The sequence below is a fragment of the Holophaga foetida DSM 6591 genome (genome assembly GCF_000242615.2).
In the GTDB taxonomy this organism is placed as follows: domain Bacteria; phylum Acidobacteriota; class Holophagae; order Holophagales; family Holophagaceae; genus Holophaga; species Holophaga foetida.
Genome location: NZ_KI912268.1, coordinates 2546251 through 2572496 on the forward strand (window position 1 = coordinate 2546251; position 26246 = coordinate 2572496).

The 26246-nt window shown below is 63.8% G+C and carries 29 protein-coding genes; 16 read left to right on the forward strand and 13 right to left on the reverse strand.

From position 1 onward, the window contains the following. The first annotated feature begins 47 nt into the window (after positions 1-47). Positions 48-695: a fructose-6-phosphate aldolase gene (fsa, locus tag HOLFODRAFT_RS0211395; RefSeq protein WP_026939259.1), complete on the forward strand. Its 648-nt coding sequence runs from the start codon at positions 48-50 to the stop codon at positions 693-695. A 60-nt stretch (positions 696-755) separates the two neighbouring features. On the opposite strand, the gene HOLFODRAFT_RS0211400 is transcribed toward fsa, so the two are convergent. After that, positions 756-1184: a DUF2141 domain-containing protein gene (locus HOLFODRAFT_RS0211400; RefSeq protein WP_005032869.1), complete on the reverse strand. Its 429-nt coding sequence runs from the start codon at positions 1182-1184 to the stop codon at positions 756-758. A 195-nt stretch (positions 1185-1379) separates the two neighbouring features. Between HOLFODRAFT_RS0211400 and metA the strand changes: the two genes are divergently transcribed. After that, entirely contained in the window at positions 1380-2342 is a 963-nt protein-coding gene (gene metA, locus HOLFODRAFT_RS0211405) for a homoserine O-acetyltransferase MetA (protein ID WP_005032866.1), read from the forward strand. A gap of 66 nt (positions 2343-2408) precedes the next feature. Here metA and HOLFODRAFT_RS0211410 read toward each other — a convergent pair whose 3' ends face one another. Further along, the gene (locus HOLFODRAFT_RS0211410) at positions 2409-3374 is read right to left on the reverse strand and encodes a PstS family phosphate ABC transporter substrate-binding protein (protein ID WP_244432625.1); all 966 of its coding nucleotides are present in this window, start codon (positions 3372-3374) and stop codon (positions 2409-2411) included. A 236-nt stretch (positions 3375-3610) separates the two neighbouring features. Then, a complete protein-coding gene (locus HOLFODRAFT_RS0211415) occupies positions 3611-3859 on the reverse strand; it encodes an Ada metal-binding domain-containing protein (RefSeq protein ID WP_005032861.1) in 249 nt (82 codons plus the stop codon). A 117-nt stretch (positions 3860-3976) separates the two neighbouring features. Between HOLFODRAFT_RS0211415 and mltB the strand changes: the two genes are divergently transcribed. The 5 genes from mltB to HOLFODRAFT_RS0211440 all read left to right on the forward strand — a co-directional run bounded on the left by mltB (position 3977) and on the right by HOLFODRAFT_RS0211440 (position 10051). After that, a complete protein-coding gene (gene mltB / locus HOLFODRAFT_RS25100; protein ID WP_005032859.1) occupies positions 3977-5029 on the forward strand; it encodes a lytic murein transglycosylase B in 1053 nt (350 codons plus the stop codon). Continuing rightward, complete coding sequence (locus tag HOLFODRAFT_RS0211425; protein WP_005032858.1) at positions 5026-5979, forward strand: AAA family ATPase; 954 nt, start codon at positions 5026-5028, stop codon at positions 5977-5979. Before mltB ends, HOLFODRAFT_RS0211425 begins: the two co-directional genes overlap by 4 nt. A gap of 201 nt (positions 5980-6180) precedes the next feature. Then, positions 6181-7227, forward strand: a complete 1047-nt coding sequence (locus HOLFODRAFT_RS23125; RefSeq protein WP_005032856.1) for a LysM peptidoglycan-binding domain-containing M23 family metallopeptidase — start codon at positions 6181-6183, stop codon at positions 7225-7227. Positions 7228-7438: 211 nt separating this feature from the next. Further along, positions 7439-9241 (forward strand): hypothetical protein, encoded by a 1803-nt coding sequence (locus tag HOLFODRAFT_RS0211435; protein ID WP_043485819.1) that lies wholly within the window; start codon positions 7439-7441, stop codon positions 9239-9241. A 3-nt stretch (positions 9242-9244) separates the two neighbouring features. Continuing rightward, positions 9245-10051 carry a purine-nucleoside phosphorylase gene (locus tag HOLFODRAFT_RS0211440; RefSeq protein WP_005032851.1) on the forward strand — a complete coding sequence of 269 codons (807 nt, stop codon included), beginning with the start codon at positions 9245-9247 and terminating at the stop codon, positions 10049-10051. Here the strand turns inward: HOLFODRAFT_RS0211440 and HOLFODRAFT_RS24875 are convergent. The 5 genes from HOLFODRAFT_RS24875 to ruvX form a co-directional block, all read right to left on the reverse strand. Continuing rightward, positions 10041-10214, reverse strand: a complete 174-nt coding sequence (locus HOLFODRAFT_RS24875) for a hypothetical protein (RefSeq protein ID WP_005032849.1) — start codon at positions 10212-10214, stop codon at positions 10041-10043. The genes HOLFODRAFT_RS0211440 and HOLFODRAFT_RS24875 overlap by 11 nt on opposite strands. A gap of 18 nt (positions 10215-10232) precedes the next feature. Continuing rightward, positions 10233-10493 (reverse strand): carbon storage regulator CsrA, encoded by a 261-nt coding sequence (gene csrA, locus HOLFODRAFT_RS20810; protein WP_005032847.1) that lies wholly within the window; start codon positions 10491-10493, stop codon positions 10233-10235. Between the two features lie 6 nt (positions 10494-10499). Beyond that, positions 10500-11279, reverse strand: a complete 780-nt coding sequence (gene fliW, locus HOLFODRAFT_RS23130) for a flagellar assembly protein FliW (RefSeq protein WP_005032845.1) — start codon at positions 11277-11279, stop codon at positions 10500-10502. A gap of 17 nt (positions 11280-11296) precedes the next feature. Continuing rightward, positions 11297-12229 (reverse strand): ribonuclease D, encoded by a 933-nt coding sequence (locus HOLFODRAFT_RS0211465; RefSeq protein WP_005032843.1) that lies wholly within the window; start codon positions 12227-12229, stop codon positions 11297-11299. A 127-nt stretch (positions 12230-12356) separates the two neighbouring features. Continuing rightward, positions 12357-12794: a Holliday junction resolvase RuvX gene (gene ruvX / locus HOLFODRAFT_RS24880; RefSeq protein WP_005032840.1), complete on the reverse strand. Its 438-nt coding sequence runs from the start codon at positions 12792-12794 to the stop codon at positions 12357-12359. 121 nt (positions 12795-12915) lie between these two features. On the opposite strand from ruvX, the gene HOLFODRAFT_RS0211475 reads away from it, so the two are divergent. The 7 genes from HOLFODRAFT_RS0211475 (at position 12916) to gcvPB (ending at position 19944) form a co-directional block, all read left to right on the forward strand. Further along, a complete protein-coding gene (locus tag HOLFODRAFT_RS0211475) occupies positions 12916-13167 on the forward strand; it encodes an MGMT family protein (protein ID WP_211237953.1) in 252 nt (83 codons plus the stop codon). Continuing rightward, positions 13161-13643 carry a VanZ family protein gene (locus tag HOLFODRAFT_RS23135; protein WP_005032836.1) on the forward strand — a complete coding sequence of 161 codons (483 nt, stop codon included), beginning with the start codon at positions 13161-13163 and terminating at the stop codon, positions 13641-13643. The genes HOLFODRAFT_RS0211475 and HOLFODRAFT_RS23135 overlap by 7 nt, the downstream gene beginning before the upstream one ends. Before the next feature lie 3 nt (positions 13644-13646). Next, positions 13647-14438 (forward strand): cell division protein FtsQ/DivIB, encoded by a 792-nt coding sequence (locus HOLFODRAFT_RS0211485; protein ID WP_005032834.1) that lies wholly within the window; start codon positions 13647-13649, stop codon positions 14436-14438. Between the two features lie 127 nt (positions 14439-14565). Next, the gene (gene ftsA, locus HOLFODRAFT_RS0211490; protein ID WP_005032831.1) at positions 14566-15780 is read left to right on the forward strand and encodes a cell division protein FtsA; all 1215 of its coding nucleotides are present in this window, start codon (positions 14566-14568) and stop codon (positions 15778-15780) included. Positions 15781-15804: 24 nt separating this feature from the next. Next, the gene (ftsZ, locus tag HOLFODRAFT_RS20825; protein ID WP_005032829.1) at positions 15805-17031 is read left to right on the forward strand and encodes a cell division protein FtsZ; all 1227 of its coding nucleotides are present in this window, start codon (positions 15805-15807) and stop codon (positions 17029-17031) included. 73 nt (positions 17032-17104) lie between these two features. Further along, complete coding sequence (gcvPA, locus tag HOLFODRAFT_RS0211500) at positions 17105-18445, forward strand: aminomethyl-transferring glycine dehydrogenase subunit GcvPA (protein ID WP_005032827.1); 1341 nt, start codon at positions 17105-17107, stop codon at positions 18443-18445. Further along, on the forward strand, positions 18439-19944 hold the full coding sequence (gene gcvPB / locus HOLFODRAFT_RS0211505) for an aminomethyl-transferring glycine dehydrogenase subunit GcvPB (protein WP_005032826.1): 1506 nt from the start codon (positions 18439-18441) through the stop codon (positions 19942-19944). Before gcvPA ends, gcvPB begins: the two co-directional genes overlap by 7 nt. Positions 19945-20092: 148 nt before the next feature. Here gcvPB and HOLFODRAFT_RS0211510 read toward each other — a convergent pair whose 3' ends face one another. The 3 genes from HOLFODRAFT_RS0211510 to HOLFODRAFT_RS0211520 all read right to left on the reverse strand — a co-directional run bounded on the left by HOLFODRAFT_RS0211510 (position 20093) and on the right by HOLFODRAFT_RS0211520 (position 22478). Then, complete coding sequence (locus tag HOLFODRAFT_RS0211510; RefSeq protein ID WP_005032823.1) at positions 20093-20638, reverse strand: Uma2 family endonuclease; 546 nt, start codon at positions 20636-20638, stop codon at positions 20093-20095. A gap of 38 nt (positions 20639-20676) precedes the next feature. Continuing rightward, positions 20677-21606: a prohibitin family protein gene (locus HOLFODRAFT_RS0211515; protein WP_005032821.1), complete on the reverse strand. Its 930-nt coding sequence runs from the start codon at positions 21604-21606 to the stop codon at positions 20677-20679. A gap of 107 nt (positions 21607-21713) precedes the next feature. Beyond that, a complete protein-coding gene (locus HOLFODRAFT_RS0211520) occupies positions 21714-22478 on the reverse strand; it encodes an enoyl-ACP reductase FabI (RefSeq protein WP_005032819.1) in 765 nt (254 codons plus the stop codon). Positions 22479-22660: 182 nt separating this feature from the next. On the opposite strand from HOLFODRAFT_RS0211520, the gene HOLFODRAFT_RS0211525 reads away from it, so the two are divergent. After that, on the forward strand, positions 22661-23014 hold the full coding sequence (locus tag HOLFODRAFT_RS0211525; RefSeq protein WP_148300434.1) for a hypothetical protein: 354 nt from the start codon (positions 22661-22663) through the stop codon (positions 23012-23014). A gap of 265 nt (positions 23015-23279) precedes the next feature. Here HOLFODRAFT_RS0211525 and istB read toward each other — a convergent pair whose 3' ends face one another. Further along, positions 23280-24062, reverse strand: a complete 783-nt coding sequence (istB, locus tag HOLFODRAFT_RS0211530) for an IS21-like element helper ATPase IstB (protein ID WP_005033228.1) — start codon at positions 24060-24062, stop codon at positions 23280-23282. After that, positions 24056-25267, reverse strand: coding sequence for an IS21 family transposase (istA, locus tag HOLFODRAFT_RS0211535; RefSeq protein WP_005033230.1), 1212 nt, complete (start codon positions 25265-25267; stop codon positions 24056-24058). The genes istB and istA overlap by 7 nt, the downstream gene beginning before the upstream one ends. 135 nt (positions 25268-25402) lie before the next feature. Between istA and HOLFODRAFT_RS20830 the strand changes: the two genes are divergently transcribed. Next, positions 25403-26245 carry a tyrosine-type recombinase/integrase gene (locus tag HOLFODRAFT_RS20830; RefSeq protein ID WP_005033233.1) on the forward strand — a complete coding sequence of 281 codons (843 nt, stop codon included), beginning with the start codon at positions 25403-25405 and terminating at the stop codon, positions 26243-26245. Position 26246 lies beyond the last annotated feature (1 nt).

Consider the following 26246-nt stretch of genomic DNA (forward strand, 5'->3'; position numbering starts at 1 on the left):
CCCGGTCGGTGTACCCGGTTCCCGCCCTATCCCCCCTGGAGGCCGACATGAAGTTCTTTCTGGATACCGCCAACATCGACGAGATCCGCCGCATCAACGAGTGGGGCATCCTGGACGGCGTGACCACCAACCCCTCCCTGATCGCCAAGGAGTCCGGCAAGCCCTTCGTGGAGATCATCAAGGAGATCTGCGACATCGTGGACGGCCCCATCAGCGCCGAGGTCATCAGCCTGGAAGCCGAGGGCATGATCAAGGAAGGCCGCGAACTGGCCAAGCTCCACAAGAACGTGGTCGTCAAAGTGCCCCTCACCGCTGAGGGCCTGAAGGCCACCAAGGTCCTCTCCAGCGAGGGCATCAAGACCAACGTGACCCTGTGCTTCTCCGCCACCCAGGGCCTCATGGCAGCCAAGGCCGGGGCCACCTACGTCAGCCCCTTCGTGGGCCGCCTGGATGATATCGGACTCGATGGCCTGGACCTGATCCGCGAACTGGCCGCCATCTTCGAGAACTACGGCCTGGAGACCCAGGTGCTGGCCGCCAGCATCCGCCAGCCCCGCCACGTCACCGAGGCCGCCCTGGCCGGTGCCCACGTCGCCACCATCCCCACCAAGGTGATGGAACAGATGGTCAAGCATCCCCTGACCGACAAGGGCATCGAAGGCTTCATGGCCGACTGGAAGAAGAGCGGCAGGTAGTTGCCCTTTCCAAAAGCAGAGCGGGCCCCAGCGGGCCCGCTCTGCTTTTGGAAGGAGGGATCAGTAAGCGGCGTTGATGGTGTAGGCGGCACCAGCAGCGCCTACATTGACCTTGGCTTCGTCGAACTTGGGCGCGCGCATCTTGGGGCGGGGGTCGTTGGTGCAGCCGAAACCCTCCTTGGGGATACCAATGAAGTTGGTGTCCATCTTCCCATTGCCGTTCTCGTCGTGGATGAGGTTGAAGGCGCAGACGCCAGGGGCAACATTCCTGAAGACCACAGTGGCGGCATTGCCGCTGATCTGGGCAGCCTGCTTGGCAGCGACTTTCTCCATCTTGTCGAGGAAGCCGTCGGCCTTGGTCCAATACCCGACGATGACCTGTCCCTTGCTGCTCTTGAGACCCTTGATGTTGATGGTCACATCGCCAGCCACGAGGGAGGTGCCGAGTGACAGGATGCCCAGCGAAAGCACAGCCTTCTTGATGTCCATTAGGACACTCCTTTGAATGGTGGCCCGATCCGTCGGGAAGGAGCCTGGTTGGTTGAAGAATTGATGGAAGTCTAGATCGGTAATTTTGATGCTTCAACACAAAAATTCAGATGAACGCAGGGCACACTTTTGCAGACGGTCCATTTCCGATTGCACGGGGCCGACCCGCTAGACTGAAAGGCCAGGAGTTCCTCAATGCCTGTCAACATTCCCCAAGATCTGCCAGCCCGGAGCATTCTCGAACGAGAGAATATCTTCGTCATGTCGGACCTCCAGGCGGTCCATCAGGACATCCGCCCCCTCCGGATCGCCCTGCTCAACCTGATGCCCACCAAGATCCAGACCGAGACGCAGCTTCTCCGCCTCCTCAGCAACAGCCCCCTCCAGGTGGAGATCACCCTCCTCCACATGGATACCCACGAATCCAAGAACACCCCCCAGGAGCACCTCGAGACCTTCTACAAGACCTTCGAGGATGTCCGGGACCAGAACTTCGATGGCCTGGTGATCACGGGAGCCCCCGTGGAGCAGTTCGATTTCGAAGAGGTGGACTACTGGAGCGAGCTGGTGAAGGTCATGGACTGGGCCAAGACCCACGTCTTCTCGACCATGCACGTCTGCTGGGCTGCCCAGGCCGGGCTGCACTGGCACTTCGGCGTCCCCAAATACGGCCTGGGGAAGAAGATGTTCGGAATCTTCCCCCATCGCGTCCTGGACGAACACGAGGCCCTGCTCCGGGGCTTCGACGAGGTGTTCCTCGCCCCCCACTCCCGCCACACCGAAGTCCGCCGCGAGGATCTCCAGGACATCCCCGGACTGAAGATCCTCGCCGAGTCCGAGGAGGCTGGTGTCCTGCTCGCCGCAACCTCCGACGGGCGAATGATCTTCCTGACGGGACATCCCGAGTACGACCGCCTCACCCTCAAGGCTGAATACGACCGCGATCGCGAGCGAGGCCTTCCCATCGAGGTCCCCCGGAACTACTTTCCCGGGGACAACCCCGCAATGGAACCCCCTATCACCTGGCGCTCCCACGCCCACCTGCTCTATGCCAACTGGCTGAACTACTGCGTCTACCAGCGCACCCCCTTCGACCTGGGCACGATCCCGACCCCAAAGGCTATTCGGCCGGGGGTGCACGGGGAGGCCCTGGGTTAGATGGAGCGATTCCTGAAAAGGAAAAGCCCGGGACCGTTACCAGTCCCGGGCCTTGAGTGAGGACAACTACCGCAGCGTGTTGGAATCGATGTCGAAACGGTCGGTCACCTTCAGGTAATTGAGGGCCCAGATATCCCTGGCCAGGGGAGCCTGCCCGGCAGCCTTCACAAGCTGTTGCCCCTCCTGCGAGAGGGCGAAGGCGAGAAAACCCTTGAGAGTCGGCTCCAGCCCCTTCTTGGCGTTCTTGTTCACATAGACGTACAGGAACCGCGAGTAGGGATAGGCCCCCGAGGAGACGGTGTCCGGGGTAGGCTCGACGGCGGTATCTGAACCGGGGGGGACGATGGGGACGGCCTTCAGCGAGGCGAAGACCTCGACCATGTTGGCGGTGCAGATGCCGTTCGGATCCGCAGCCAGGGCCTCGGTCATGGCCATGGCATCGGAGACAAAGGGCGTCGGCTGCTTGGGGGGTGTGGGGGGCATGAACATGAGGATCAGGCCCATCACACTGGAGTCCATGGTGCGTGAATAGCGGTTGACGGGCCGGTCGGTCCAGGCAGCGCCCTTCACCCCGGCCTCTCCCCAGGTCAGAATCTCCCTGGGCCAGCCGAGGCTGCGCTCGGCACAAAAGATCGCCTCAATCTGCGGTAGGCTCAACTTTTTGACGGGGTTGTCCTTGTTCACGACCCACACCAGGGCGTCCATAGCCACGGCCACCCGGGTCGGGGGGTAGCCCCACTTGCTGCTGAAAGCGGCGATCTCTTCGGGAGAGGCGTCCCTGGCGAGCAGGGCCATCTGGGCGGAACCCGCGGTCAAATCGCTCATGGCCTTGGCTTCACCCTCGACCCGGACATCCAGGGAGAAACCCGGCGCCTTCGCCTTGTAGACATCACCCCAGAGACCCATGGCGTACATCAGGCATTCGCCGCCCTCGGCCACGAGAGGCCTGACCTGGGGCGCCTGGGCAGGAAGGAGGTTGGCCACCCCAAGGCAAATCACGGAGAGCACAGCCTTGCACCCGGTTCTCATCATCTGGACCCCCATTCATTCACCCCTGGATATATTATGGCGCCCTACAGGCGTTGGCTGTATCGGTAGAAATATACTAATTATCACAACCCTTGCTGTGCAAGCCCCCCCGTCTCGGATCAAGCAGGACGCCAGACCATGGGACCCCTCGCGAGGTTTCGGGATCGGGGATTTGGAGCAGAGTCAGGAACTGTTCAGGGATTATACCTGGGACCAGGCGCCAGAAGAACCCAAAGCCGTCAAGGCTTGCAGATCTTGCAGGCCTTGTATCCATCCTTGGCGGCATCCGCCTTGGAGGCGAGGCTGGCCTTGTTCTCTGCCTTGATCTTCACGGCGAGCTTGCAAGTGGGCTTGTGGAAAACCTTGGACTCCTTGTTGGCCACAACTTCACCCACCGGGGAGGCCACCTTGGCCTTGGCAGCCGGGGAAGGCGTCTGGGCAAAGACCAGGGAACAGGAAAGCAGAACCAAAGCGGGAAGCAGTTTCATAGGTTCCTCCGTGAAAGTTCAGGCGTCAGACTGCCCACGGTCATGGATTCCGTCAAGTCGAGGACTGGAGCGGCTTCAGGTTAGACTCATGCGAACCTTCTCCAAAGAGTCCCAACCATGACCTTCCACAAAGCCCTGTTCCCCCTCTGCCTCCTTGGCACCTGCCTCCTCAGGGGAGGCTACGCCGACCGCCCGGAAGCAAAGGCGTTCATCCAGGACTTGGTGAACCGGCACCACTTTGAAGCCCTCGCTCTGAGAGAACTCCTTGACCATGTCCAGCCCCAGGAGATGGCCAAGCAGTGGGTCAAACCCCCTGCGGTGCCCATCCAGAAGAGCTGGCGACTTTATCGCTCCCGCTTCATCGAGCCCATCCGGATCCGGGCAGGCCTTGCCTTCTGGCGCCAGCACCGGGGCACCCTGGCAAAGGCCCGCAGAGATTATGGAATCCCAGAGGAAATCATCGTCGGCATCATCGGCGTGGAAACCATCTATGGGCGCAACACCGGCACCTTCCCAGTCCTGGATACCCTGGCCACCCTCGCCTTCGAATACCCCGAAGCCCCCAACCGGGCTCGGCGGACGGCCCTCTTCCTCCAGGAATTGGAGGCCTACCTGGTGTGGTGCCGCGATACCCACCAGGACCCCCATCGCTGGCGGGGCTCATACACGGGGGCCATGGGGCTTCCCCAGTTCCTGCCCAGCAGCATCCAGAAGTGGGCGGTGGATTTTGATGGGGACGGCCGCATCGACCTCCAGGCCAGCCCGGCGGATGCCATTGGAAGTGTGGCCCACTACCTGAAGGCCCATGGATGGGAGGAGGGGCGCCCTGTAGACCTCCCGGTGACAGGTGGACCCGGCAGCCGGAAGGCCGCCGCCGCGCACGCCGATGGCATTCCCGAACCCAGGCTCAGCCTCCTGGAGCTGAGGAGGGCAGGTGTACAGATTTCCCACTGCCCAAGGGGAAGCGAAACCCAGGTGCTGGTGGTGGATCTGCCCAGCCCCGGGCAGGCGACCCAGTACCGGATCGGCTTCCGGAACTTCCACGTACTCACCCTCTACAACCGCAGCTTCTTCTATGCTTCAGCAGTCGCGGATCTGGGACGCGCAGTGAAGGCTCGCCTGGATCCCCCAAGGCACGTCAAGATGAAGCATCACTCGGGAAGACCATGACCCAGCCCCATGCCAAACCCCTCGACGCCCTCCTCCACGAATGCCGCAAGGTCATTGTGGGGCAGCCCCTCCTCCTGAACCGCCTCCTGGTGGCCCTTCTCTGCCGTGGCCACGTTCTCCTGGAGGGTCTGCCCGGCCTGGCCAAGACCCGTTCGATCAAGACCCTGGCCGAGGCCACCCACATGGCCTTCCGTCGCATCCAGTTCACCCCTGACCTCCTTCCCTCTGATGTCATGGGCACCCTGGTCTTCGACCCCAAGGCCATGACCTTCACCCCGAAGAAGGGACCTGTCTTCTGCAACCTGCTCCTGGCCGACGAGATCAACCGCGCCCCCAGCAAGGTCCAGTCCGCCCTCCTGGAGGCCATGGAGGAACGGCAGGTCACCCTGGGAGAAGACAGCTTTCGCCTCCCGGAACCCTTCCTGGTGCTGGCGACCCAGAACCCCCTGGAACAGGAGGGCACCTTCCCCCTGCCGGAGGCCCAAATGGATCGCTTCCTTTTCAAGATCAAGATCGACTATCCCAGCGTTCAGGAAGAAGTGGAGGTCCTGCGTCGGGCAGATGGGAGAGAAGAGCCTGTCCTGCCCGTCATGGACGCCGCCCAAGTGCTGGAAGCGAGTCGCCAGGCCAAGGCGGTGCACCTGGACGATGCGATCCGGGACTACATTGTGCGCCTAGTCTCCGCCACCCGACCCGGTCACGGCAAGGAATGGAAGGGTCGGGAGCAGCTCCGCAACGGGGCCTCCCCCAGGGCCAGCCTAGCCCTGCAATCCGCCTCCAAAGCCCTGGCCCTCCTGGGTGGGCGGAACCGCGTGATGCCCGAGGATGTGGTCTCCATCGCCCCCGACATCCTGCGCCACCGTCTCCTCCTCACCTATGAGAGCGAGGCGGACGGAGTCACCACTGATCAGGTCATCCAGAAGCTCCTCGGGGCGCTCCCCAGACCCTAGCAATTGCTGCATACAATAGCCTTGTACGTACACTGTCTCACTTTGGGGGTTCCAAGGCCCCCCTGGTTCGTGTTAAGTTGAAATTCCAGTTGAGACTGGGTAGCATTTAGCAAATTCCAAAAATGTCCACCATGGGGCAGGTCCCCAGGAGGCTCGTTAGCGTGTAGAGATCCATTTGGTCCCTCACCTTGGGGAGGATTCATGAAACTGTCGCCGATCGTTCTGGCCATCGCCATGCTTGGCATGTCCGGGAACCTCCAGGCAGCAAAGACCACCCGAAAGGGATCCAACCGGGTCCATAAAGCACAGACTGCCAGGAAGGCAGAGACGACCAAGAAGGCTGCCCACAAAGTCAAGCGGGGAGAGACGGCTGCCAAGATCGCCAGCCAGCATGATCTGACCCTGGATGAGTTGGCAGCATTGAATCCCCGGGTCCGGCTCAGCAAACTGAGCGTCGGGACGACTCTGCATGTCGCGGCCCCTCGGAAAAGTGCGGCCCCCCGGGTTGCCACCAGGAAGGCCCCCTCCCTCCATGAGGCGGCCCCGGAATTGCCCGTTACCCCGCGGATCGCCCCCACTAACCTGGCCCACATGGAGCGCATGCTTCCAGCCAGCCTTCGCAGAACGGCACCCGAAGCGCACAACGCTCCGTCGCCCGGTGTACCCCTGGGCGATATCCGCCCCATCCTTCCCCAGACCCCTGTTCCCAGTTCTGCAGCGCTGCCCTCTTCCACCTTTGAGCCGGCAAACCCCGACAAGCTGGACCTGCTCTGGCCCGTGGAGACCCGTACGGTCAGCTCCGAGTTCGGGCCCAGAATGCGGACCCGCACGGTGCTCAAGGTCAAAGGCAAGCGGAAACGGAAGGTCAAGGTGCGCTTCAGTGGCCGACACCAGGGCATCGATCTCAACGCGCCTACGGGAACGGATGTCTATGCCGCCCTGGACGGACAGGTGGTGAGCGCGGGCTATCACAGGCAGTACGGGAACTTCGTCGTGGTCGATCACGGGAACGGCGTTACGACCCTCTACGCCCATCACAGCGCCAATTTCGCCCAGGAAGGGGATATTGTCCACCGGGGTCAGAAGATCGCAGCCGTAGGCTCCACCGGCCGTTCCACCGGTCCCCACCTCCACTTCGAAGTCCGGCTCGACGGCCTCCACCGCGACCCCATGCCCTATCTCAATGAGGACGAAGAGATCTCCGCCGAGATGATGGCCCAGAATCGGGCCATGACCACCGAGCGCTGACCCTTCCCGATTCACCGGAACAATCGGCCCGTTTCGCCACACGTTCGGCGATGCGGGCCTGCGGTGAACCTTGCCAGCCTTACGCGCACCCATGATGGATGCGGCTCGTACTCGGGTCGCCTGCGTGGTAGGCTGGGCTTTGGCTCGATTCCCGAGGTAAGACATGGTTTGTTTCAAAGGTTTCTGGCATGGGAAATGTGCGGGCGCTGCAGTGGCGACCCTGGCGTTCCTGACCCTCGCGTGCAGCGGGGGCGATTCCTCCAACGTCACTGTAAGCGGCAAGGTGACCTACACACGTTGCGCCCTGGCCAAGAACGCCAGTACCGGCATTCCCAGCGGCCTGGCGACGGAGGGAAGCGCCCAGGCCGCCAGGGGCGTCCGGGTTCGCGCCATTGAGGCCAAGGACGAAGGCACCACCACCTACCTCGTTGCCAGCACCACCTACACCGATGAATACGGGAACTATTCCCTGAGCGTCGAAAAGGGCGTGCCCGCCTTCATCGAGGTCCAGAGCATCGCCGGCACCAGCAGCACCGAACCGATCCGCATCGTTTCTGGCACCGACGCCACCATCAAGGACACCGTCGCTGCGGACTGCACCCTCTATTCCCTCCGCAAAGCCCTGGACGGGACCTCGGACACCGGGAACTCGATTCACGCCACAGCGTCTTCGGGAAACGTCACCGTGAACTTCGCCGCAACTTCCAGCACGCCGTGGTGGATCGCCGCCTCCCCGGACCAGACCGCCGCGAAGTTCGAAGCCCTCCTCAATACGACCACAAAGGACACCACCCTGGGGATCTCCGTGGGAAGCCGTGTCCTGGGAATCATCGACTCCATCTACACCTTCACGGATGTCTACGGCGACCCCACGCCGGGTGGCTCTCTGGACCTCTTCTACCGCCCGAACATGGCCGACGACACCCAGGGTAGCTTCGTCGATTACTCCGATGCCAGCCGCTACTACGGCGCCCTGCGCGCCAATGCAAACGATGACGCATGGGATGAATCAATCATATTCATGCTCTGCGCCCGGAACGCCCTCTACTCCCACACGACCGTCACGCCCTACACCCCCCCCAGCGACCAGCTGCCCCTGGATGCCACCGGACTCGCCCGTAAGACCGGCCTGGATCCGATCCATGCCCTCATCGATGGGATGCCCTACGGCATGGCCACCAGCCTGCTGCAGTCGCCGTACTTGGCGGATACGAATGGCAGCAGCCTGGTCACCTATCGGGACATCCGGGATCTCACCGATCTGAATGCTGACGCCTACTCTGCCCCCGCCATCGCCGCCCTCTCATGGGATCTCCTCATCAAGGCCAACAAGCTGAGCAGCGACACCCCCTCAGCCTGGTCCTCCATCGATACCGAAAGCCTGCGCCGCTTCTTCACCCTGAAGGTCCCGGTGGATTCCGATTCCTACCCCACGGACACCGCCAATATCTACAAGCAGCTGCTCCGCCTCCAGGAGGGCACCTCATCCGGCGATACGGTAAACCTGAAGGCCATCTTCACAGATACCGTCCTGACCAATACCGTGGGGACCTACGGGTTGGAATGGCCCAGGCCGTCGTCCGAGGATGAGTATTTCTTCCTGCAGGACTGGGGCACCGATCCCAGTGGGGCCATGAGTGCCCTGAACTTCAACCTGAGCTCCGCCCACGTGGACCCCGTGACCGCCGCCTTCCCGAACCTTTCCAAGGGGGAGATCGCCCACGCCGGATTCCTGCTGTCCAAGGACACCCTTTACACCGTAACGATCAGCGCACCCGACTTGCCTTCCGGAGCCTCCCTTGAGCTTCAGATCCGGGACTCGAGTGGCCAGTACCAGACAATCACCTTGACCAACGCCACCTCCATCAGCACGGATGTGATGCTGGACGGCGACCCCGACACCCTCAAGTACATCCCCGTCCACATCCGCCTCAAAACGGATGGAACCATCACGGATACCGCAGCCATCCCCTCCCTGGGGGTCACCGTGAAGCTGACTGTGAAGACGAGCTGATACATGGAACTCCGCCCTGCCCTGGAAGCCCTGAAGGCCCGCGCCCCATTCATCCCAGAAATCGTGGTGGTACTGGGCTCGGGGTTGGGTCTCTTGGCGGATCGCCCAGAGGCCCAACGTGGGGTTTCCATCGCCTTCACGGAGTTGCCGGGCTTCCCCCCTCAGACCGTCGAAGGTCACGCGGGCCGGATGGTGTTCTGCGAACTCGAGGGACGCCGAGTGCTCCTCCAGGCCGGGCGATTCCATTACTACGAGGGACACCCCATGGAGCTGGTGACGGCCCCCATGCGCCTTTTCGGCCGCCTGGGCATACCGGCCGTGCTGCACACCAATGCCGCCGGGGCCATCCATCCAGGCTTCCGGGTCGGTGAACTGATGGTGCTGCGGGACCACATCAATCTCATGGGGGTGCACCCCCTCCGAGGACCCAACACCCCACCGGGGCCACGCTTCCCGGATATGACCGAAGCCTATGACCCAGGGTTGAGGGCTCAACTCCACGAGGCCGCCCTCGCCACCGGACAGCGCCTCCAGGAGGGAATCTACCTGGCGGTCTCGGGACCCAGCTATGAGACTCCGGCCGAGATCCGGGCATTCAGGAGCCTGGGTGCTGACGCCGTGGGCATGAGCACCGTCCCCGAAGTCCTGGTCGCTCGCCACGAGGGCATGAAGGTAGCCGCCATCAGCTGCCTGTGCAACATGGCGGCCGGAATGCTACCCCGGCCCCTGGCGCACCAGGAAGTGCTGCAAGCCGGGCAGGCTGCCGCCGCAGGTTTCGAAAGCCTGGTACGGGCCTTTCTCAGGCAGTGATATCCAGATTGGTTCCAAGCCCAACCTGCTGGCTGGCTGTCTTGATGAGCTGCAAGCTCTGCTCCGCAGGGATTTCAACCGCCTTGCGGAGTGCACTCGTACCCATCGTCAGCGGGCTGGCCGCTGCGCTTAACGCTGTGCTCGCTACAGAAGAAACATCCATGGTATCTCCGATGGCTTCTTATCGGTCCCGGGTGATCCGGACTTTAGGCATCCGGGCGCGGATGAGAGCGGCGGCGTCCTGAACCGGGGCCTGCTGCTGGGTGGAGGCGGCGCGGTTGGCCTCCGCGATGGCCTCGAAAACCTCCCGGCGGTGGACCGCCACCTCCTTGGGGGCAACGATGCCCAGGCGCACCCCATCCTTCGTGATGTCCGTGACAATGACTTCAATATGCCCGTCGATGATGATCGACTGGTCCACCTTCCGTGTAATCACCAGCATGCGGGCCTATCTTTCCTGGATGAAAGGGTATTTCAGGGGGAACTGCTCAGGGTTGAGGACCAGCTGGCACCCATTCCGGGAGTTCACATTAATGACCAGGGGACCCGCCAGGTTCGCCGTCATCTTGCGGGGATCCTCCGGGATCACAACCAGCGCCAGGACCAGTGCGTCCTGCGGCCTCTCGAGTGCGAGGAAGGCTGCGCTTTCCTCGTCGAGGGGGAAGTTGTAGTCCCCCTTGATGGCCCCAGCATCAATGCAAGTAAAGGAGATTTCCTCCTGGTCCACCGCCTGTAGAAATTTGAGGGGATAGCCCCCCGCGGGCTCAAAGAGCCGAAAGGACTTGAGGTCTGGAAAGCCAATGAGCCCTTTGGGGAATTGAAGGACAACCTCATCCTTGGGGCCGAAGACCGGGTACTGGAGCGGATAGTTGTTGGCGTCCAACATAACCTGCAGGCCCACCTGGGTCTTGGCGTTGATGACCAGAGGACCTGCCAGATTGGCAGTCATGCCCCTGGGGTTCGCCGGTACCACCACCAGCGCCAGCACCAAGGCATCCTCCTGCCGCTCCAGGGCCAGCAGGTTGGCGTCCTCGTCACAAAGGGGCACCTCATAGTCAATCTTGATGGCCGCGATATCCATGCACACGAAAGAGACCTCAGGGTGCTCTGCGGCCTGGAGGAACTTGAGGGGATACCCGCCCTTGGGTTCGAAGAGGTTGAAAGCCTTGAGCTCCGGGAACCCGGCAAGCCCCTGCGGAAAGGACAATAGAATGGATTCCTGCGCCATGAAAGACTCCGGTTAGTTCAGATGTGGTTTATCGGTGCTGGATGGACAGAGGTTGATTCCCGGTCACCACCCTCGAAAATCTCCCAGAGCGCATCCAGGCGCTTGGCCCGGAAGCGTGGGTTCGGTATGGTGCGCTCCAGTGCCTCCCGGCTGCGGGGAGGGTGCTGGAGACGGGCCAGGATCCAGCGGTTCCCCAGTTCCATGACGGCAGCCACATCACCTTCATTGCCCCACTTGCTCCTCAGCGCGAGGATGCGCCGCGTCCGTTCCTCAGCAAGGGCCCCAAGGCCCAGGCGCCTCACTTTGTCGAGGGTGGGGTTCGTGTCGGGTGGACGGTAGGCGTGGACGCGCCTCACAAGCTCCCGCACCTGACGGGGCAGAGCCGCCAGGCGCTCCCCGGTTTCCGGCTCGGAACGTCGTCCCTCGGCCTCTTCCCCTAACACCCGCAGAAGCGGCAGCAGCAGGGCGGCATCCCGGGCAGCATAGTCGAGCTGGCTGGGGCGGAGGGGACGAAGCATCCAGTTGGAATCCTGTTCCTCCTTGGGGATGTCCACCCCTAGCTTGAGTTTGGCCATGGTCTTGAGGCCGGGCTGGGGATAGCCCAGGGCCTGGGCCAGCATCATGGTGTCCATGACCGAAACGGGAATCACATCGTACAGACGCTTGAAGACGATGCCATCCCCGGAGAAATCGTGGACGATCCACGGGATCTCCGCCAGAGCCTCCAGGAAGGGCTTCATGAGAGGGGCCAGGGGGATGGGATCCACCAGCCAGGCCTGCTCGTGGTCCGCGATCTGCATAAGCGCCAGGACACAATTGTGCACACCCGTCAGACTGCACTCGATGTCCACCGACAGGAGGTTGGACTGGAACCACTGGGGCATCGCCCTGGCCAGCTTTTCCGGGGTGTCTACATAGGTCGTGGGGAGGTCGAAACGATCCGGGGACATGCCCCCAGTTTGAAGGAAGCGCACCGAGATGGCGCCATCATTCCTGCAAAAAGCTCAAATTTCCCACTGGGCCTCTTCGAATACACATACCACTCCCTGGGCACAGGCATGCCCGGAGGCCAGGGATCTATTCCAGCCGATCCGCAGGAACGCGTCGGCTCCGCCTGGTCTCGATCAGATCGTGAAGCATCACGGCGGCGGCGGCCGCATCCAGCTTGGCCTTGCGATCCTTGGCCTTCACGCCCCGCTGGGCCAGGAGGCGTTCGGCCTCCACACTGGTGAGGCGCTCGTCCCAGAAGACCAGGGGCAGGCCCGTCAGATCCCGGATGGCCTCGCCGAAGGCCCGGGCCAGTGGCGCGGTCTCGCTCTCATTGCCATCCTTGTGCTTCGGAAGACCCACCAGCAGAGCCTGGACCCCTTCGGACTTCGCCAGCCGGGCGAGCTTCTGGAGGGTGAGTTCCTCCTGCTGGGGCCAGACTTCAAAAGGGGACGAGAGGATCTCCAGCTCATCGCTGAAGGCGATGCCGATCTTCTTGGTGCCGTGATCCAGGGCCATCCAGCGCATGGGCTCTCCGGGAGGAAGTTTAACCCAGGGATGTCCATCTGACAGATGACTCATTTTAATGCGACCGCCCAGTGAAACGTGTTTCTGTGTGGGTTCCTTGATCCACCGGTATGCTGTCTTCATGAACTTCTGGACCACCTTCCCGGCGGAGCTCGGGACGCCTGGATGGATCCGGCTCCAGTGGAGCGCGGAGGGGATCCGCCAGCTCCACTTCCTGCCCACCGGGCCCATGGGCGAGGGGGATCCCCTGCCCATCCTGGTGCCCTGTCACCGGGTCCTCGCCTCCAACGGGCCTGGGGGCTTCAGTCTCTTCGGAAGCCTCCAAGCCAAAGTCCGGCTGCTGGCCCTGGAGGGCGTATCCCTCCCATGTTGAACCGCCGCGCCTTTTTCTGGTTCTGGGCCCCGGCCCTCGCCTGGGCGGGGCTCATCTGCGCAGCCTCCTCCGCCGGATTCTCTTCCGGTCACACCGGATCCCTTCTCTACCCGATCTTCAAGAACCTCTTCCCCCATCATTCCCAGGCCACCTGGGAACTGGTCCATCTGCTCGTCCGCAAGCTGTCCCATTGGGCTGAGTATTTCATCCTTGCGGTGCTGCTCTACCGAGGCTTCCGCAAGGAAGACCCCGCTCTCTGGAATAGGCGCTGGGCCATTGGCGCCCTGGCCCTGGTGGCGGCCCTGGCCCTGGGGGACGAATTTCACCAGACCTTCGTATCTGAACGCTCGGGAAGTTTCTGGGACAGTCTGCTGGACATCTTCGGAGGAGCCTGCGGGATCGGGTGCGAGTACCTGCTCTTCAGGGTGCGTCGCATCCGGTGGGACGGTACCGCGTCTTTTCGCTATCCTGATTAGCCCATGGCCCTTCCCTCCCGATCCCGTCCCAAGCGACCCTGGCTGCCCTGGGTGCGCCTGGGCGTGGTGGCCGTCGTGGTGGTGGCCGCGGGGTACGGGGCCCTGGAGATCGGGCACCGCTACCTGGGCCTCCAGAAGCTGACCATCGAGCAGATCGCAATCACGGGCTGCCGCGGGGATCGCCAGATGGAGCTCCAGAAACTGGCGGAGGGCCTCTGCCTGGGGCGCCCCCTCTTCTGGTTTGATGCCGAGAAGCTCAGGCATGAGATTGAACGGCGCCGCTGGGTTCGGGGCCTCCTGATCCGCAGGGATCCTCCGGACCGCCTCAGCCTCGTCATCGAAGAGCGCAAGCCCCTGCTCTGGCTGGTGCGCCCCAGCGGCGTCTACCTCCTGGCAGACGACGGCATCATCCTGGACCCGGTGAACCAGAGCAACCTCTCCCCCATCCCGGTGGTGGCAGCCCCCGAGAGCCAGAAGGACGCCACGCTGGTGGAGCTGATCCGGGTAGCCTCCCGCCTCAGGGATTTCCAGTCCTCATTCTATGAGCGTCTGAACGAAATCCGCATGGAGGAAAAAGGGCCCGTGGTCTTCATAGAGGGCCTCCACGCCCCCATCTGGCTCTCCCGAACGGATCCCACCAAGAACATTCCAAACTTCCAGGGGCTCTTCCTGGACCAGTTTGCCAAGCGGCCGGACATCTCCCAGATCCGCTATTTCGATCTGAGATGGGATGACGAGATCGCCGTGGGCAACCCCGATCCTGAACAGGCCCCCACCCTGAAGCCCGAAAAATAAGGCGGTTTGGCACATCCCCAGGAAAGGGAAGGCCCCCGGTGGCGCCAGGACGATTTTTCCCACCAATCAACTCTGAAAATGCAGCCTCGATGCGGCTAGAATCGGGGCTAAGGAACTAGGAACACTCATGGTCCAACCCTCTGTCCTCCTCGGCCTGGATCTTGGAGCCAGCAAAATCGTTGCAGTCATCGCCGTTCAGGAGGAGGGGGGTCCCCTCACCGTGACCGGCGCGAGCATTGCGGACCCTGAAGGCGGCATCCGCCAGGGGGAGATCACCGATATCAACCTCACGGTGCAGGCCATCGTGAAGGCCACGGAAGAGGCCATGCGCACTGCGGGACAGACCCGCCTGGATGGCATCCGGGTCGCGGTGGACGGTCTCCAGTTCAAGGGGGAGAACCTCCGGGATTCCATCACCATCGCCAGTTCCGACCGCGTCATCACAGCCCAGGACCGGGACCGGGTCCTGGAACAGGCCACCAACGGGTGCAAGCTGGCCAAGGAAGAGCAGGTCCTCCACCGCATCCCCCAGATGTTCCACATCAAGGGGCAGCGCGACATCAAGAACCCCGTGAACATGATCGGGGAGACCCTGGAAGCCGAGGTGCGCATTATCGTGGCCCCGGCCTCGGTGCTCGAGAACATCATGCGGGCGCTTCAACTCTCCGGACTCCAGGGCGCCACTCTGATGTACTCGCCCCTGGCCAGTGCCGAAGCGGTGCTCAGCCGCGAGGATTCCGAGAATGGGGCCGTGGTGGTGGATATCGGCGACCAGCTGACCCACCTCGGGGTCTTCATGCGCGGGGCCCTCTTCCATTCCGCCGTGCTCCCCATCGGGGGCATGCACTTCACCAAGGATCTGGAGATCACCAAGCACCTCGGGGGCATCAGCGTGGCCGAACGCATCAAGCGCAAGTACGGCACCGCCCTCCCCACCCAGGTTCCGCCGGAGGATCTCATCGAACTCGAAGACGAGGGCCGCCAGGTTTCCCGCAGGGAATTGGCGGAAGTGCTGCACGCCCGGGCCGTCGAACTGCTGAACATGGTCCAGGCAGAGATCGGCCGCAGCGGCCTCATCCACGAAATCCACGGGGGCGTGCACCTCGTGGGCGGGGGCGCCCTATTGCCCCACATGCCCATCCTGGCCCAGAACATCCTGGGTCGTCCTAGGGTGGTGCTCGGCCGCGTCAGCGGCATCCAGGGCCTCCAGCAGGTCCTGGCCAATCCTTTCTATGGGAATGCCCTCGGCGCGGTGAAAGCCCTCAGCCGGGAGCTCTCCGCCCCTGCCCATCGTAGTACCCGCGGGGGTGGCCTCATGGAGAAGTTCAAGAATCTCTTTTGAGCCCTAGCGTTGCCTGGAGCATCCATGCCTGAAATCGCCTTCCTCCCCAGCCCCATCAACCTCCCCGGTGCCAACATCAAAGTGGTCGGCGTGGGGGGTGCGGGGTGCAACGCCATCGATCGCATGATCGCGAGCGGCGTTTCCGGGGTCCAGTTCATCGCCATGAACACCGACCAGCAGAGCCTGGCCCAGAACCAGGCCACCGCCCGGGTCGCCCTGGGCCCCCTGAGCATGCGTGGTCTCGGGGCCGGCGGCAACTCGGAGCGCGGCGCCGTGGCCGCCGAAGAGAGCCGGGAGGAGATCCTGGCTCACCTCCAGGGCGCCGATATGGTCTTCATCACCGGTGGCATGGGCGGCGGCACCGGTACCGGCGCGGCCCCTGTGGTCGCCAGCTGCGCCCGGGAACTGGGCGCTCTCACCGTGGCCGTGGTGCTGACTCCCTTCAGCTATGAAGGCGCCGGCAAGGCCCAGAAGGCCGCCGCTGGCCTGGACAACCTCCGCAACACCGCGGACACCGTCATCGTGGTCTCCAACCAGAAGCTCCTCACCCACTGCGAGAAGGGCGTAAAGGTCAAGGAAGCCTACCAGGTCGCCGACGGCGTCCTGATCCAGGGCGTGCGGGGCATCACCGATCTCATCCTGCGCCCCGGCACCCTCAACGGCGACTTCGCCGACGTGGAAGCCGTGCTGCGCAACGGCCGGGAGGCCCTCATCGGCACCGGCAACGGCAAGGGCGAAGAGGCCCTCCTGGACGCGCTCCAGAAGGCCATGGACTGCCCCCTGCTGGAGCGCGGCACCCGCGGCCCCGCCACCCAGGTCATCGTCTCCGTCATGGCGGACTGGGATCGGGTGGAGCTGAGCGCCGTGGAGACGGCCATGAACTACCTGAGCCAGCACTATCAGGGACTGGCGGATATCAAGCTCTGTCAGGTGGAGGCCCCCGAGCTGGAGGACCGCGTCCTGGTGACAGTCCTGGCCTCCGGCTTCGACAAGCCGGTGGAGTCCTTCTTCGTCCCCGAGGTTTCGCACCTCATGGGCAACGAGGATCCCGTCACGACCTCCCGGGACCTCGGAAGGGTCTATGGCGAGACTTCGGCCCCCCCCACCAATGAAAACCCCGTGGCCACTCCCACCCGCCTCCTGCCCCAGGCCCCCACGCCCAGTGGCGAAGTGGTGGGGCTGGCGGACGATCTCCACGTCCCCGCCATCATCCGCATGAACCAGGGACAGGGACGCCTGCCCATGGAGTAGGCTCTTGCGCAACGCGCAAGAAAGGGCTGGCACACCGGCAGCAGGGACCCCAGATTAGGCGCGAGGATTTCCCATGCGCTATCTGCCCCTGGCCCCCTCTGAAGACCGTGCTCTGCTGGATGTCATCGGGGTTGACCGCGCCGAAGACCTCCTGAAGAGCATCCCTGAAGCCCTACGGTTGAACCGGGGGCTGGAGCTTCCGCCCCACGCCTCGGAGCTGGATGTCCTGCGGACCATGGAGGGCCTGGCCGGGGCCAACCGCCCCTTCCGCTCCCGCTTCCTGGGGGCCGGGGCCTACAGCCACTACATCCCCGCCGCCGTGGACCATCTAGCCAGCCGCCAGGAGTGGTTCACCTCCTACACGCCCTACCAGCCCGAGATCAGCCAAGGAACCCTCCAGGCCATCTTCGAGTACCAGACCATGATCTGCGACCTCACGGGGCTGGAGGTCACCAACGCCAGCATGTATGACGGGGCCACCGCCGCCGCCGAGGCCGCCCTCATGGGCCTGCGTCTCAACCGCCACCGGGGCACGGTCCTGGCGAGCGAGGGCCTCCACCCCCACACCCTGGAGGTGATCCGCACCTTCCTGGCCCCCCGGGAGGGCCTGGCCCTGGTGGAGGTGTCCCTGAAGGACGGACTCACCGACCCGGAGGATCTCCGCGCCAAGCTCAGTGAGGATGTGGCCTGTGTCCTGGTGGGCTATCCCAACTTCCTGGGCTGCGTCGAGGATCTTCAGGCACTCGCCGAGCCCATCCATGCCGCAGGAGCGCTCCTGGTCTCCGTCACCCAGGAGGCCCTGGCCTTCGGCTGGCTGGAGGCCCCCGGGCACGTGGGGGCGGATCTGGCGGCGGGGGAGGCCATGAGCTTCGGGAACCGCACCAGCTTCGGTGGCCCCTTCCTGGGCTTCCTCGCCGCCAGGGACAGTGGCAAGCGCGAGATGCCGGGCCGCCTCATCGGCCAGACCCACGATGCCGATGGACGCCCCGGCTGCGTGCTCACCCTGGCCAGCCGGGAGCAGCACATCCGGAGGGAGCGGGCCACCTCCAACATCTGCTCCAACCAAGCCCTCATTGCCCTGCGGGCCAATATCTTCCTCCAGCTCGCCGGTCCCGAGGGCCTGCGGGGACTGGCGGAGCAGAACGCGGCCAAGGCCCAGTATCTGCGCGAAAAGCTCCTGGACTCCGGGTGCTTCGAACCGCTCTGGGAGGCCCCCTTCTTCAATGAGTTCGCCCTGCGCTGCCAGGGGGACGTGGAGGCCCTTCAGCATGCCTGCCGGGAGGCGGGCTTCCAGCCGGGCCTGGATCTGGGCCCCTACGGCTGGGACGGGGCCGTGCTCTGGTGCGCCACGGAACTGAACACCCGCGAGGACATGGACCGCCTGGCTGAAGTCCTGGGAGCCCTCCCATGCTGAACCGCAACCGCGAACCCCTGATCTTCGAAAGCTCCGTGGTCGGCAAGGTGGGCATGGACCTGCCGCACCTGGATGTGCCCGAGGCCCGGGACACCCGCCCGGAGCACCTGCGCCGGGGGCCCTTCCAGGCCCTTCCCTCTGTCAGCGAGGTCGAAGTGATCCGCCACTTCACCCGCCTCTCCCACGACAACTACGGAGTGGATGATGGGATCTACCCCTTGGGTTCCTGCACCATGAAGCACAACCCCCGGCTCAACGAACGGGTTGCCAGCCTGCCCGCCTTTGCGGAAAGCCACCCCCTCTCAGCTCAGGAGGATGTCCAGGGCAACCTCGCGGCCCTCTTCATGCTCCAGGAATGGCTGAAGGAGATCACGGGCCTGGCCGCCGTCACCCTCCAGCCCAGTGCCGGAGCCTCCGGGGAGCTTACGGGGGTCATGCTCATCCGGGCCCACCATGTGGCCCAGGGCGCCAGCCGCCGGGTGATCCTCACTCCCGACTCCGCCCATGGCACCAACCCCGCCACTGCGGCGATGGCAGGCTACGAAGTGGTGGAAGTCCCCTCCGCCCCGGACGGCACCATCAGCTTCGAGGATGTGGTGGACCACACCGGCAAGCACCACCCGGGCCTGATCTCGCTCGTGGAGACCCTGGGGGCCGAAATCGCCGGGGCCATGATCACCAACCCCAACACCCTGGGAGTCTTCGAGCACCGCATCCAGGAGGTCGCGGACCTCCTCCACGGCATCGGTGCCCTGCTCTACATGGATGGCGCCAACATGAACGCCCTGGTGGGCGTGGCCCGCCCCGGCGACTTCGGCGTGGATGTCATGCACCTGAACCTCCACAAGACCTTCTCCACCCCCCACGGCGGCGGGGGTCCCGGAGCGGGTCCCGTGGCCTGCACGGCGCAGCTGGAGCCATTCCTCCCGAGGCCGGTCGTTGTCCGGGATGGTTCCGGCTACCGGATGGACTGGGATCGCCGCCAGAGTATCGGCAAGGTCCACGGCTTCTTCGGCAACTTCGGCATCGCCATCCGGGCCCTTACCTACTGCCTGAGCCATGGCGGCGACGGCCTCAGGGCTGCCACCCTGCGGGCCATCGTCAACGCCAACTACCTGCGCCGCCGCCTGGAAGGCACCTACCACCTGCCCATCCAGAGCCCCACCCTCCACGAGGTGGTCTTCAACGACGCCCTTCTCAGCAGTGCCGGAGTCCACACCCTGGACGTGGCCAAGGGGCTCATCGACCGGGGCTTCCACCCCCCCACCATCTACTTCCCCCTCATCGTCCCCGGGGCCCTGATGATCGAGCCCACCGAAAGCGAGAGCAAGGCCGAACTGGACGCCTTCGTGGCGGCCCTAGAGGACATCGCCCGCCAGGCCCAGAGCGACCCCGAAGCCCTGCACCGGGCGCCGGTCAGGGCGCCCCTGCGACGCATGGATGAGACCACAGCGGCCAGGAAGCCGGTGTTGCGCTGGACAGGCTTCAGGCCCCAGTGATCAGGAGATCAAGAGCCGCATAGGCCTCCAGGAAGGCCATCAGAAGCCCCGGAGTCCGTCACTGCAGACGCCGTAGGCCTCGGCCAAGGCCTCCCTCCAAACGTCACCCTCCGTGGAGTTCCACGTGGAACACAACCCCGGGAGCTCGTCATCCCAGGACGGCGGACAGCTGCCCCCCGAGTAGGGCAACCGCGTCGCCCCACTGCAGGCGCGCAGCTTCCCCGTACCGCCCGTTCTCCAGGCGCAGCAGCACGCCCACCCGCTCCCCGGGATCCACAATCAGGTACTCGGGCACCCCGGCAGCCTCGTATCGCCAGCGCTTGATGCTATGGTCCTTCCCGGCGGTGGAAGGGCTTAAGATCTCGACCACAAGGTCTGGAGCCCCCTCGATGCCCCTCGCCGACTTCTTGGCGGGGTCGCATACGACCACAAGATCGGGCTGCACGACATCCTCACCCAGGAAGACATCGACCGGGGCGGCAAAGACCTCACACTCACCCCCGCCGCTCTTGCGCTTCGCATCCTCCAAGGCATTGAAGATGTTGACATAAAGCTGGCCACTGATCCGCTGGTGCTCCAGGTTCGGCGCGGGGGTCATATTGTAGGCCACCCCATGGATAAGCTCCCAGCGGCCCTCCCAGGCCTCCCGCTCATCAAGGGTGTAGAGGGGCTGTCGGGGTTGTGGAAGGTTCATCGGCCGTCCTCCGTATCTTCAAAGCATAGCGCCAGCCTCTACTTCCTCGCCCCCACCTGGATCATGGGCGTGGCCCCGCCCATGGGCGTGATGATCAGGTTCCCCTTGGCCCCGATGTCCCGCAGGGCCTGGATGCGCTGGTACTCGATGATCTGGGGGGTCAGGCTGGCGCTGACGAGCTGCTGAGCCTTGGCCTGGCCCTCGGCCTCGATGCGCTTGCGCTCGGCCTCCTGCTTCTCCTTCAACAGGACGAAGGCCATCTTCTGGGCCTCCTGGTCCGCCGCGATCTTGTCATTGATGGCCTTGGTGATCTGTTCCGGCAGGATGACATTGCGCAGGAGCGCCTGTTCCAGAGTGATCCCCCGGGCCGCAAAGGAGGCCTTCAGGGTCTTGGTGACCTGCTCCACGAAGGCCTGCCGCTTGGTGGTGTAGAGTTCCGTGGCGGTGAGGTTGGCGGCCGAATCCCGTAGGCTGGCCCGGATCTCACTGCGGAGGATCTTCCCTTCCACATCGGGCCCGATCTCGCTGTAAATCCTGGCCACCTTGGCCACCTTGGCCACCTTGGCCAGCTGCAGGGAGTAGAAGATGGTCCAGTCCAGCTTCACCGTGAGGCCGTCGCTGGTGATGACCTGGATGGAGTCGTCCCCCTTCCGCTGGCCTTCATCCCCCACGTTGGACATGGTGTAGTTCAAGGTCCGCACTTCCATCTCCACCACGCTGGCGAAGGGGTTGATGAAGTGCAGGCCCGCGGGGAGGGCCTCGTCCCCAACCTTGCCGAAGAGGATCACCACCCCGGCCTGGCCCGGGGGCACCACCACGGCCATGGAGCCCAGGAACAGGAGCGCGCCCACCCCCAGGCCCAGGAACTGGGCCACCCGGTAGGCCTTGGAAAGGGGATAGCCGACCTTGGATTTCAGGCGCCAGGCCAGGGCACCGACGACCAGGAGGAGGATGGCGAGGAAGATCATGGGGGCTCCGGGGATGCCCCAGCATAGCGGAGGGCGGCCAAAATGCCGCATCCCCGACAGAAGCCGGGGATGCATTCAGGGAAAGGGCTGTCAGAGCGCCCGGTGGATCATTCCGCCATGATGGAGAACCCGCCATCCACGTAGAGCACCTGGCCAGTGACCCCGCGCCCCATGGAGCTGAGCAGGAAGAGGGCGGCATCCCCCACCTCGAAGATGTCCGTGTCCTTGCGCAGGGGAGTGCGGCTCCGGTGGTGGCGCATCATGCTGCCGAAGCCGGAGATGCCCGAGGCCGCCAGGGTCTTGATGGGGCCGGCGGAGACGGCATTGACCCGGATTCCCTCGGGACCGAGATCGGCCGCGAGATAGCGCACGCTGGCCTCAAGGGCGGCCTTGGCCACGCCCATGACGTTGTAGTTGGGCACCACCCGCTGCCCGCCCAGGTAGCTGAGGGTGAGGATGCTGCCACCTTCGGACATCAAAGGGTGGGCCATCTGGGCAAGGGCCGTGAGGCTGTAGGCACTGATATCGTGGGCGAGCCGGAAGTCCTCCCGGCTCGTGGCCAGGAACTGACCCTCAAGGGCAGCCCTGGGCGCGAAGGCCGCAGCGTGGACCACGAAGTCCAAGTGCCCCCACTCCTGCTTCAGGCGCTCGAAGGTCATCACGATCTGCTTGTCCGAGGTGAGGTCCAGGGGGAGCAGTAGGGGATTGTTCAGTCCCTCCGCCAGCTCCCGCACATTCTTGCTCAGCCGCTCGTTCTGATAGGTCAGGCAGAGTTCAGCCCCCTGCTCCGCCAGCTTCTGGGTAATACCCCAGGCGATGGACCACTTGTTGGCCACGCCCACGATGAGACCGCGTTTTCCCTGCATCAACATAGAGCCTCCTTCAAGGCAGTCGAATAGGATAGCGCAAGCGCGGGCCTCCTCGCCCCTATCAAGGGGCAAGGAGGCCCGCGCTTCTGTTGTAAATCACAATTGCCGATTATCGGCAGAGCACAGCCTGAGCGGGCCTTCGGGATTTCAGTGCCAAGCGATACGATGCCACAGGAAATGCCCTTTTGGCCCTTGCTGCTGTCGACAAAATGACGACAATAATAAGGAAGGTGCTTCCCATGAAAACAATCCCACTCCGCGATTTCCAGCGCGAGGGCTCCAAGGCCTTGGATCCGCTCGCCCCCACAGAGCCGCTGATCCTGACTGGGCGCGACCAGGATTTCCTGCTTCTGCCGATGACCCCCGATAGCCGGACTGCCCTTCTGGATATGGTCGAAGGCCTTAGTGCCATCCTGGCCCTCAGAGAGGATCAGAAGCTCGCTGTGGAAACGGGTTTGGATCAATCAAGCATGCAGGATGTCGAAGAGGAGATCCAAGAGGCCAGGAAGTCCCTCAAACCCAGGAAACGCTCTGCATGAGCAGATCCCTGGTTGAACGAAGCCGCTCCGCGGCGGGGGTGGCGCCGTGTGGCGGGCCCGCGCAGTAAGAAAGCTAGCAATTCCATGTAAATGAAGGCTCCTTGGTCATCGCGATGTTGACGCATCGCCAGACGACTGTCAAGCAAGCGACATGAAAATTAACCCACCCGGCGACACGAATATTGACCCCCTTGTTGTATGAGCCCGTGGGGTGTCTGGAGCGTAGGCCGTAGGCCGAAGCGGAGGACACCCCACTGGGTGCGGCTCAGGTGGTGGCCGCTGGCACCGGGGCCGGGACGATCCCGGCTCGGCGCTTCTCCCGCAGGCGGTAACTCTCGCCTTTGATGGTGATGATGTGGCTGTGGTGCAGCAGTCGGTCCAGGATGGCGGTTGCCAGGATGGTATCCCCGAACACCTCGCCCCACGCACCCACTGGCTGGTTGCTGGTGATCATGAGGCTGCCCCGCTCATATCTCCGGTTCACGAGCTGGAACATGAGGTGGGCCGCCCGCCGCTCGAAGGGTAGATATCCTAGCTCATCCACAATCAGTAGTTTGGGCTTCGAGAAATGCAGGAGACGCTCCTCCAGGCGACCCTCTGCCTCGGCCCGCATCAGTTGACCCACCAGGGCCGTGGCGCTCACGAACAGGCAGCTCGCGCCCCGTTCGATGGACTTCCGCCCCAACCCGATGGCCAAGTGGGTCTTACCCACCCCTGGTGGCCCAAGGAGCAGGATGTTCTCCGCATGAGCGATGAAGGTCCCCGTCTCCAGCTCCCGGATCAGGCGGCGATCCAGGCTCGGCTGAAGGTCGAAGTCGTAGTCATCCAGGCTCCGCCGGATCGGGAAGTGGGCGATCTGGATGCCCATCCGGGTTCGCTTTGAGTCCTTGGCCGCTGCCTCCTCCGAGAGCACCAGATCCAGGAAGTCCAGGAAGCTCAGTTCCTTTCGTGCAGCCTCCTGAAGCAGGCCATCCAGGCGGTCCCGGGTCGTCGTCAGCTTCATCCGGCTCAGGTGGCTCTGAATGCGCTCCATCTGGGGGTTCACCATGGCTCACCTCCCACCACCTCCTCGTAGACCGACAGGGGGCGCTCGATTTCATTGGGGCGACCGATCCAGGCGTGTCCGTTCACGAAGGTCAGCACGTGGCCAGGATCCTCCACGACCTGATGCCGTCCCGGTGCCACGCTGTGCTCCGCCACGATCCGATCCTGGAAGTGGACCTGGATGAGGTCCTGCTCGATGAGCACATCCACCACCTCTCCCACCAGGCCCGGTGGAACGCTGTAGCGGTTGGTATCGATGTCGATGCGGAAGTCAGAGGATACCTTCCGCTCCTCCCAGCGCGACTTCATGTAGCTGGGATGGTTCCCGATGGGCCGCAGCGCCATGCGCTCACCCGCCTCGAAGCGCTCGATGGGCTTCTCGAAGGTGGTGCCGTGGACCCGCACATCCGCTACCTCCCGGAGCCACTTGGCCAAGTGGAGGTCCAGGGCCAAGTCGCTCTCGAAGGCCAGTCCGCCCAGGGCATTGCCTTTCACATAGCCGACCCCGCTCTCCACCTTCCCCTTGGTTCGGGCGCGGTAGGGCTGGCAGGCTTTCGGCCGCACGCCCCAGTGCTCGCAGAAGGCCAGGAACTCAGGATGGAACTGGGCTTTTCCGGAACGAGGGTGCGACAGGACCAGGGGTTTGGCATTGTCCACCAGCAGTTCCTCCGGTACGCCGCCGAAGTGGCGAAAGGCGTGCTCGATACCCAGGATCCAGTCCCGCTGCCGGAGCCCGAAGCAGACCTCCGCATAGTCGCGGCGGCTGTAGCCCAGGGTCCCCACAAATACGAAGCGTTTCTGCGGAACCCGGCCGATCTCCAGCCACTTCTCTCCGAAGTCGATCTGCATCTGCTTGCCCGGTGGGGTCTCAAAGCGCAGCGTGGCCCGATCGCTCACGACCTGCTCCCGACGCAGGGGGCGGATCGCCCGCTCCACTGTGCGCAGGCTCGTCTGCACCCCCTTGGCCAGTAGTTCCTGACGGAAGACATCACCATTCCTCACTCCGGCCCGCCACCGCTCCCGAAGCCAGTCGCGGTGAGTATCCAACGTGGCCTCGCGATTTGGACCGCCGTAACGGCGATCTGGACCTGCCTTCAGCCAGGCTTTCACGGTGTTCCGGGATATCCCCAACTCCTCGGCGATCCGTCTCATCCCCCAGCCCAACTTCCTCAGGGCAAAGACTTGCCCTGCCTCCTCGTTGCCCAGCATCCCGTCTCCCACTTGTGCAGGTACGAGATTGCCTCGATTTCTTCCCATGACTTCCCCTCCGTGAGGGGGGTCAACTTTCGTGTCGTTCCTGGGTCAGTTTCTGATGTCGCCTGACAACGACCAAGGAGGTACTACATGAAGGACGTCAGTCTATCTCTATCCCGCCTGGAAGCGGACCTGCGAATGGCGGATCGGGCGAAAGGGACGATCCAGCAATACCTAGCTTCGATCCGGCGCTTTGAGGAGGCTCTGGGCTCGGATCTGGCGGAGGCGGATCAGGAGGCTATCCGCCGCTGGGTGGACCACCTCCGGCTGCAGCCCATCGGGCCGGAACGGCTGCGGTGCCACTACTCGGCGCTGAAGTTCCTCTACGCTCGCACCCTGGGGCAGCCGGAGAAGGTGGCCTTCATCTCGATGCCCCGCAAGGACGCCCCGCTGCCCACGGTCCTGAGCCCAGCCGAAATCCAGCGGGTGCTGGATGCCTTCCTGGTCGCCAAATACCGAGTGTTCTTTGCCCTCATCTACGCCACCGGGCTCAGGATCCGTGAGGCCAGTCTGCTCCAGACCACCGACATCGACGCGATGCAGCGGGTCATCCATGTGCGCAACGGTAAGGGTGGAAAGGAACGCCTGGTCCCCCTGAGCTCCAGCCTCTACGCCCTGCTTCGGAGGTACTACGGGCACGAACGCCCACCACTCCCCTGGGTGTTCACCTCGAAGGCGGGCAAGCCGCTCTGCCACGAAACCGCGCGCCGAGCCTTGCTTTGCGCCTCCGCCGTGGCGGGCATCGGCAAGGTGGTCACCCCCCACATGCTCCGGCACTCCTTTGCCACGAACCTTCTGGAGCACGGCACGGACCTGCGAAAGATCCAGGTGGTGCTGGGGCACGGCAGCATCAAGTCCACGACGATCTACACCCAGGTCTCACCGAGCCAGATCGCTTCCGTGAGAAGTCCTCTGGAGGATTTGAAGCTATAGC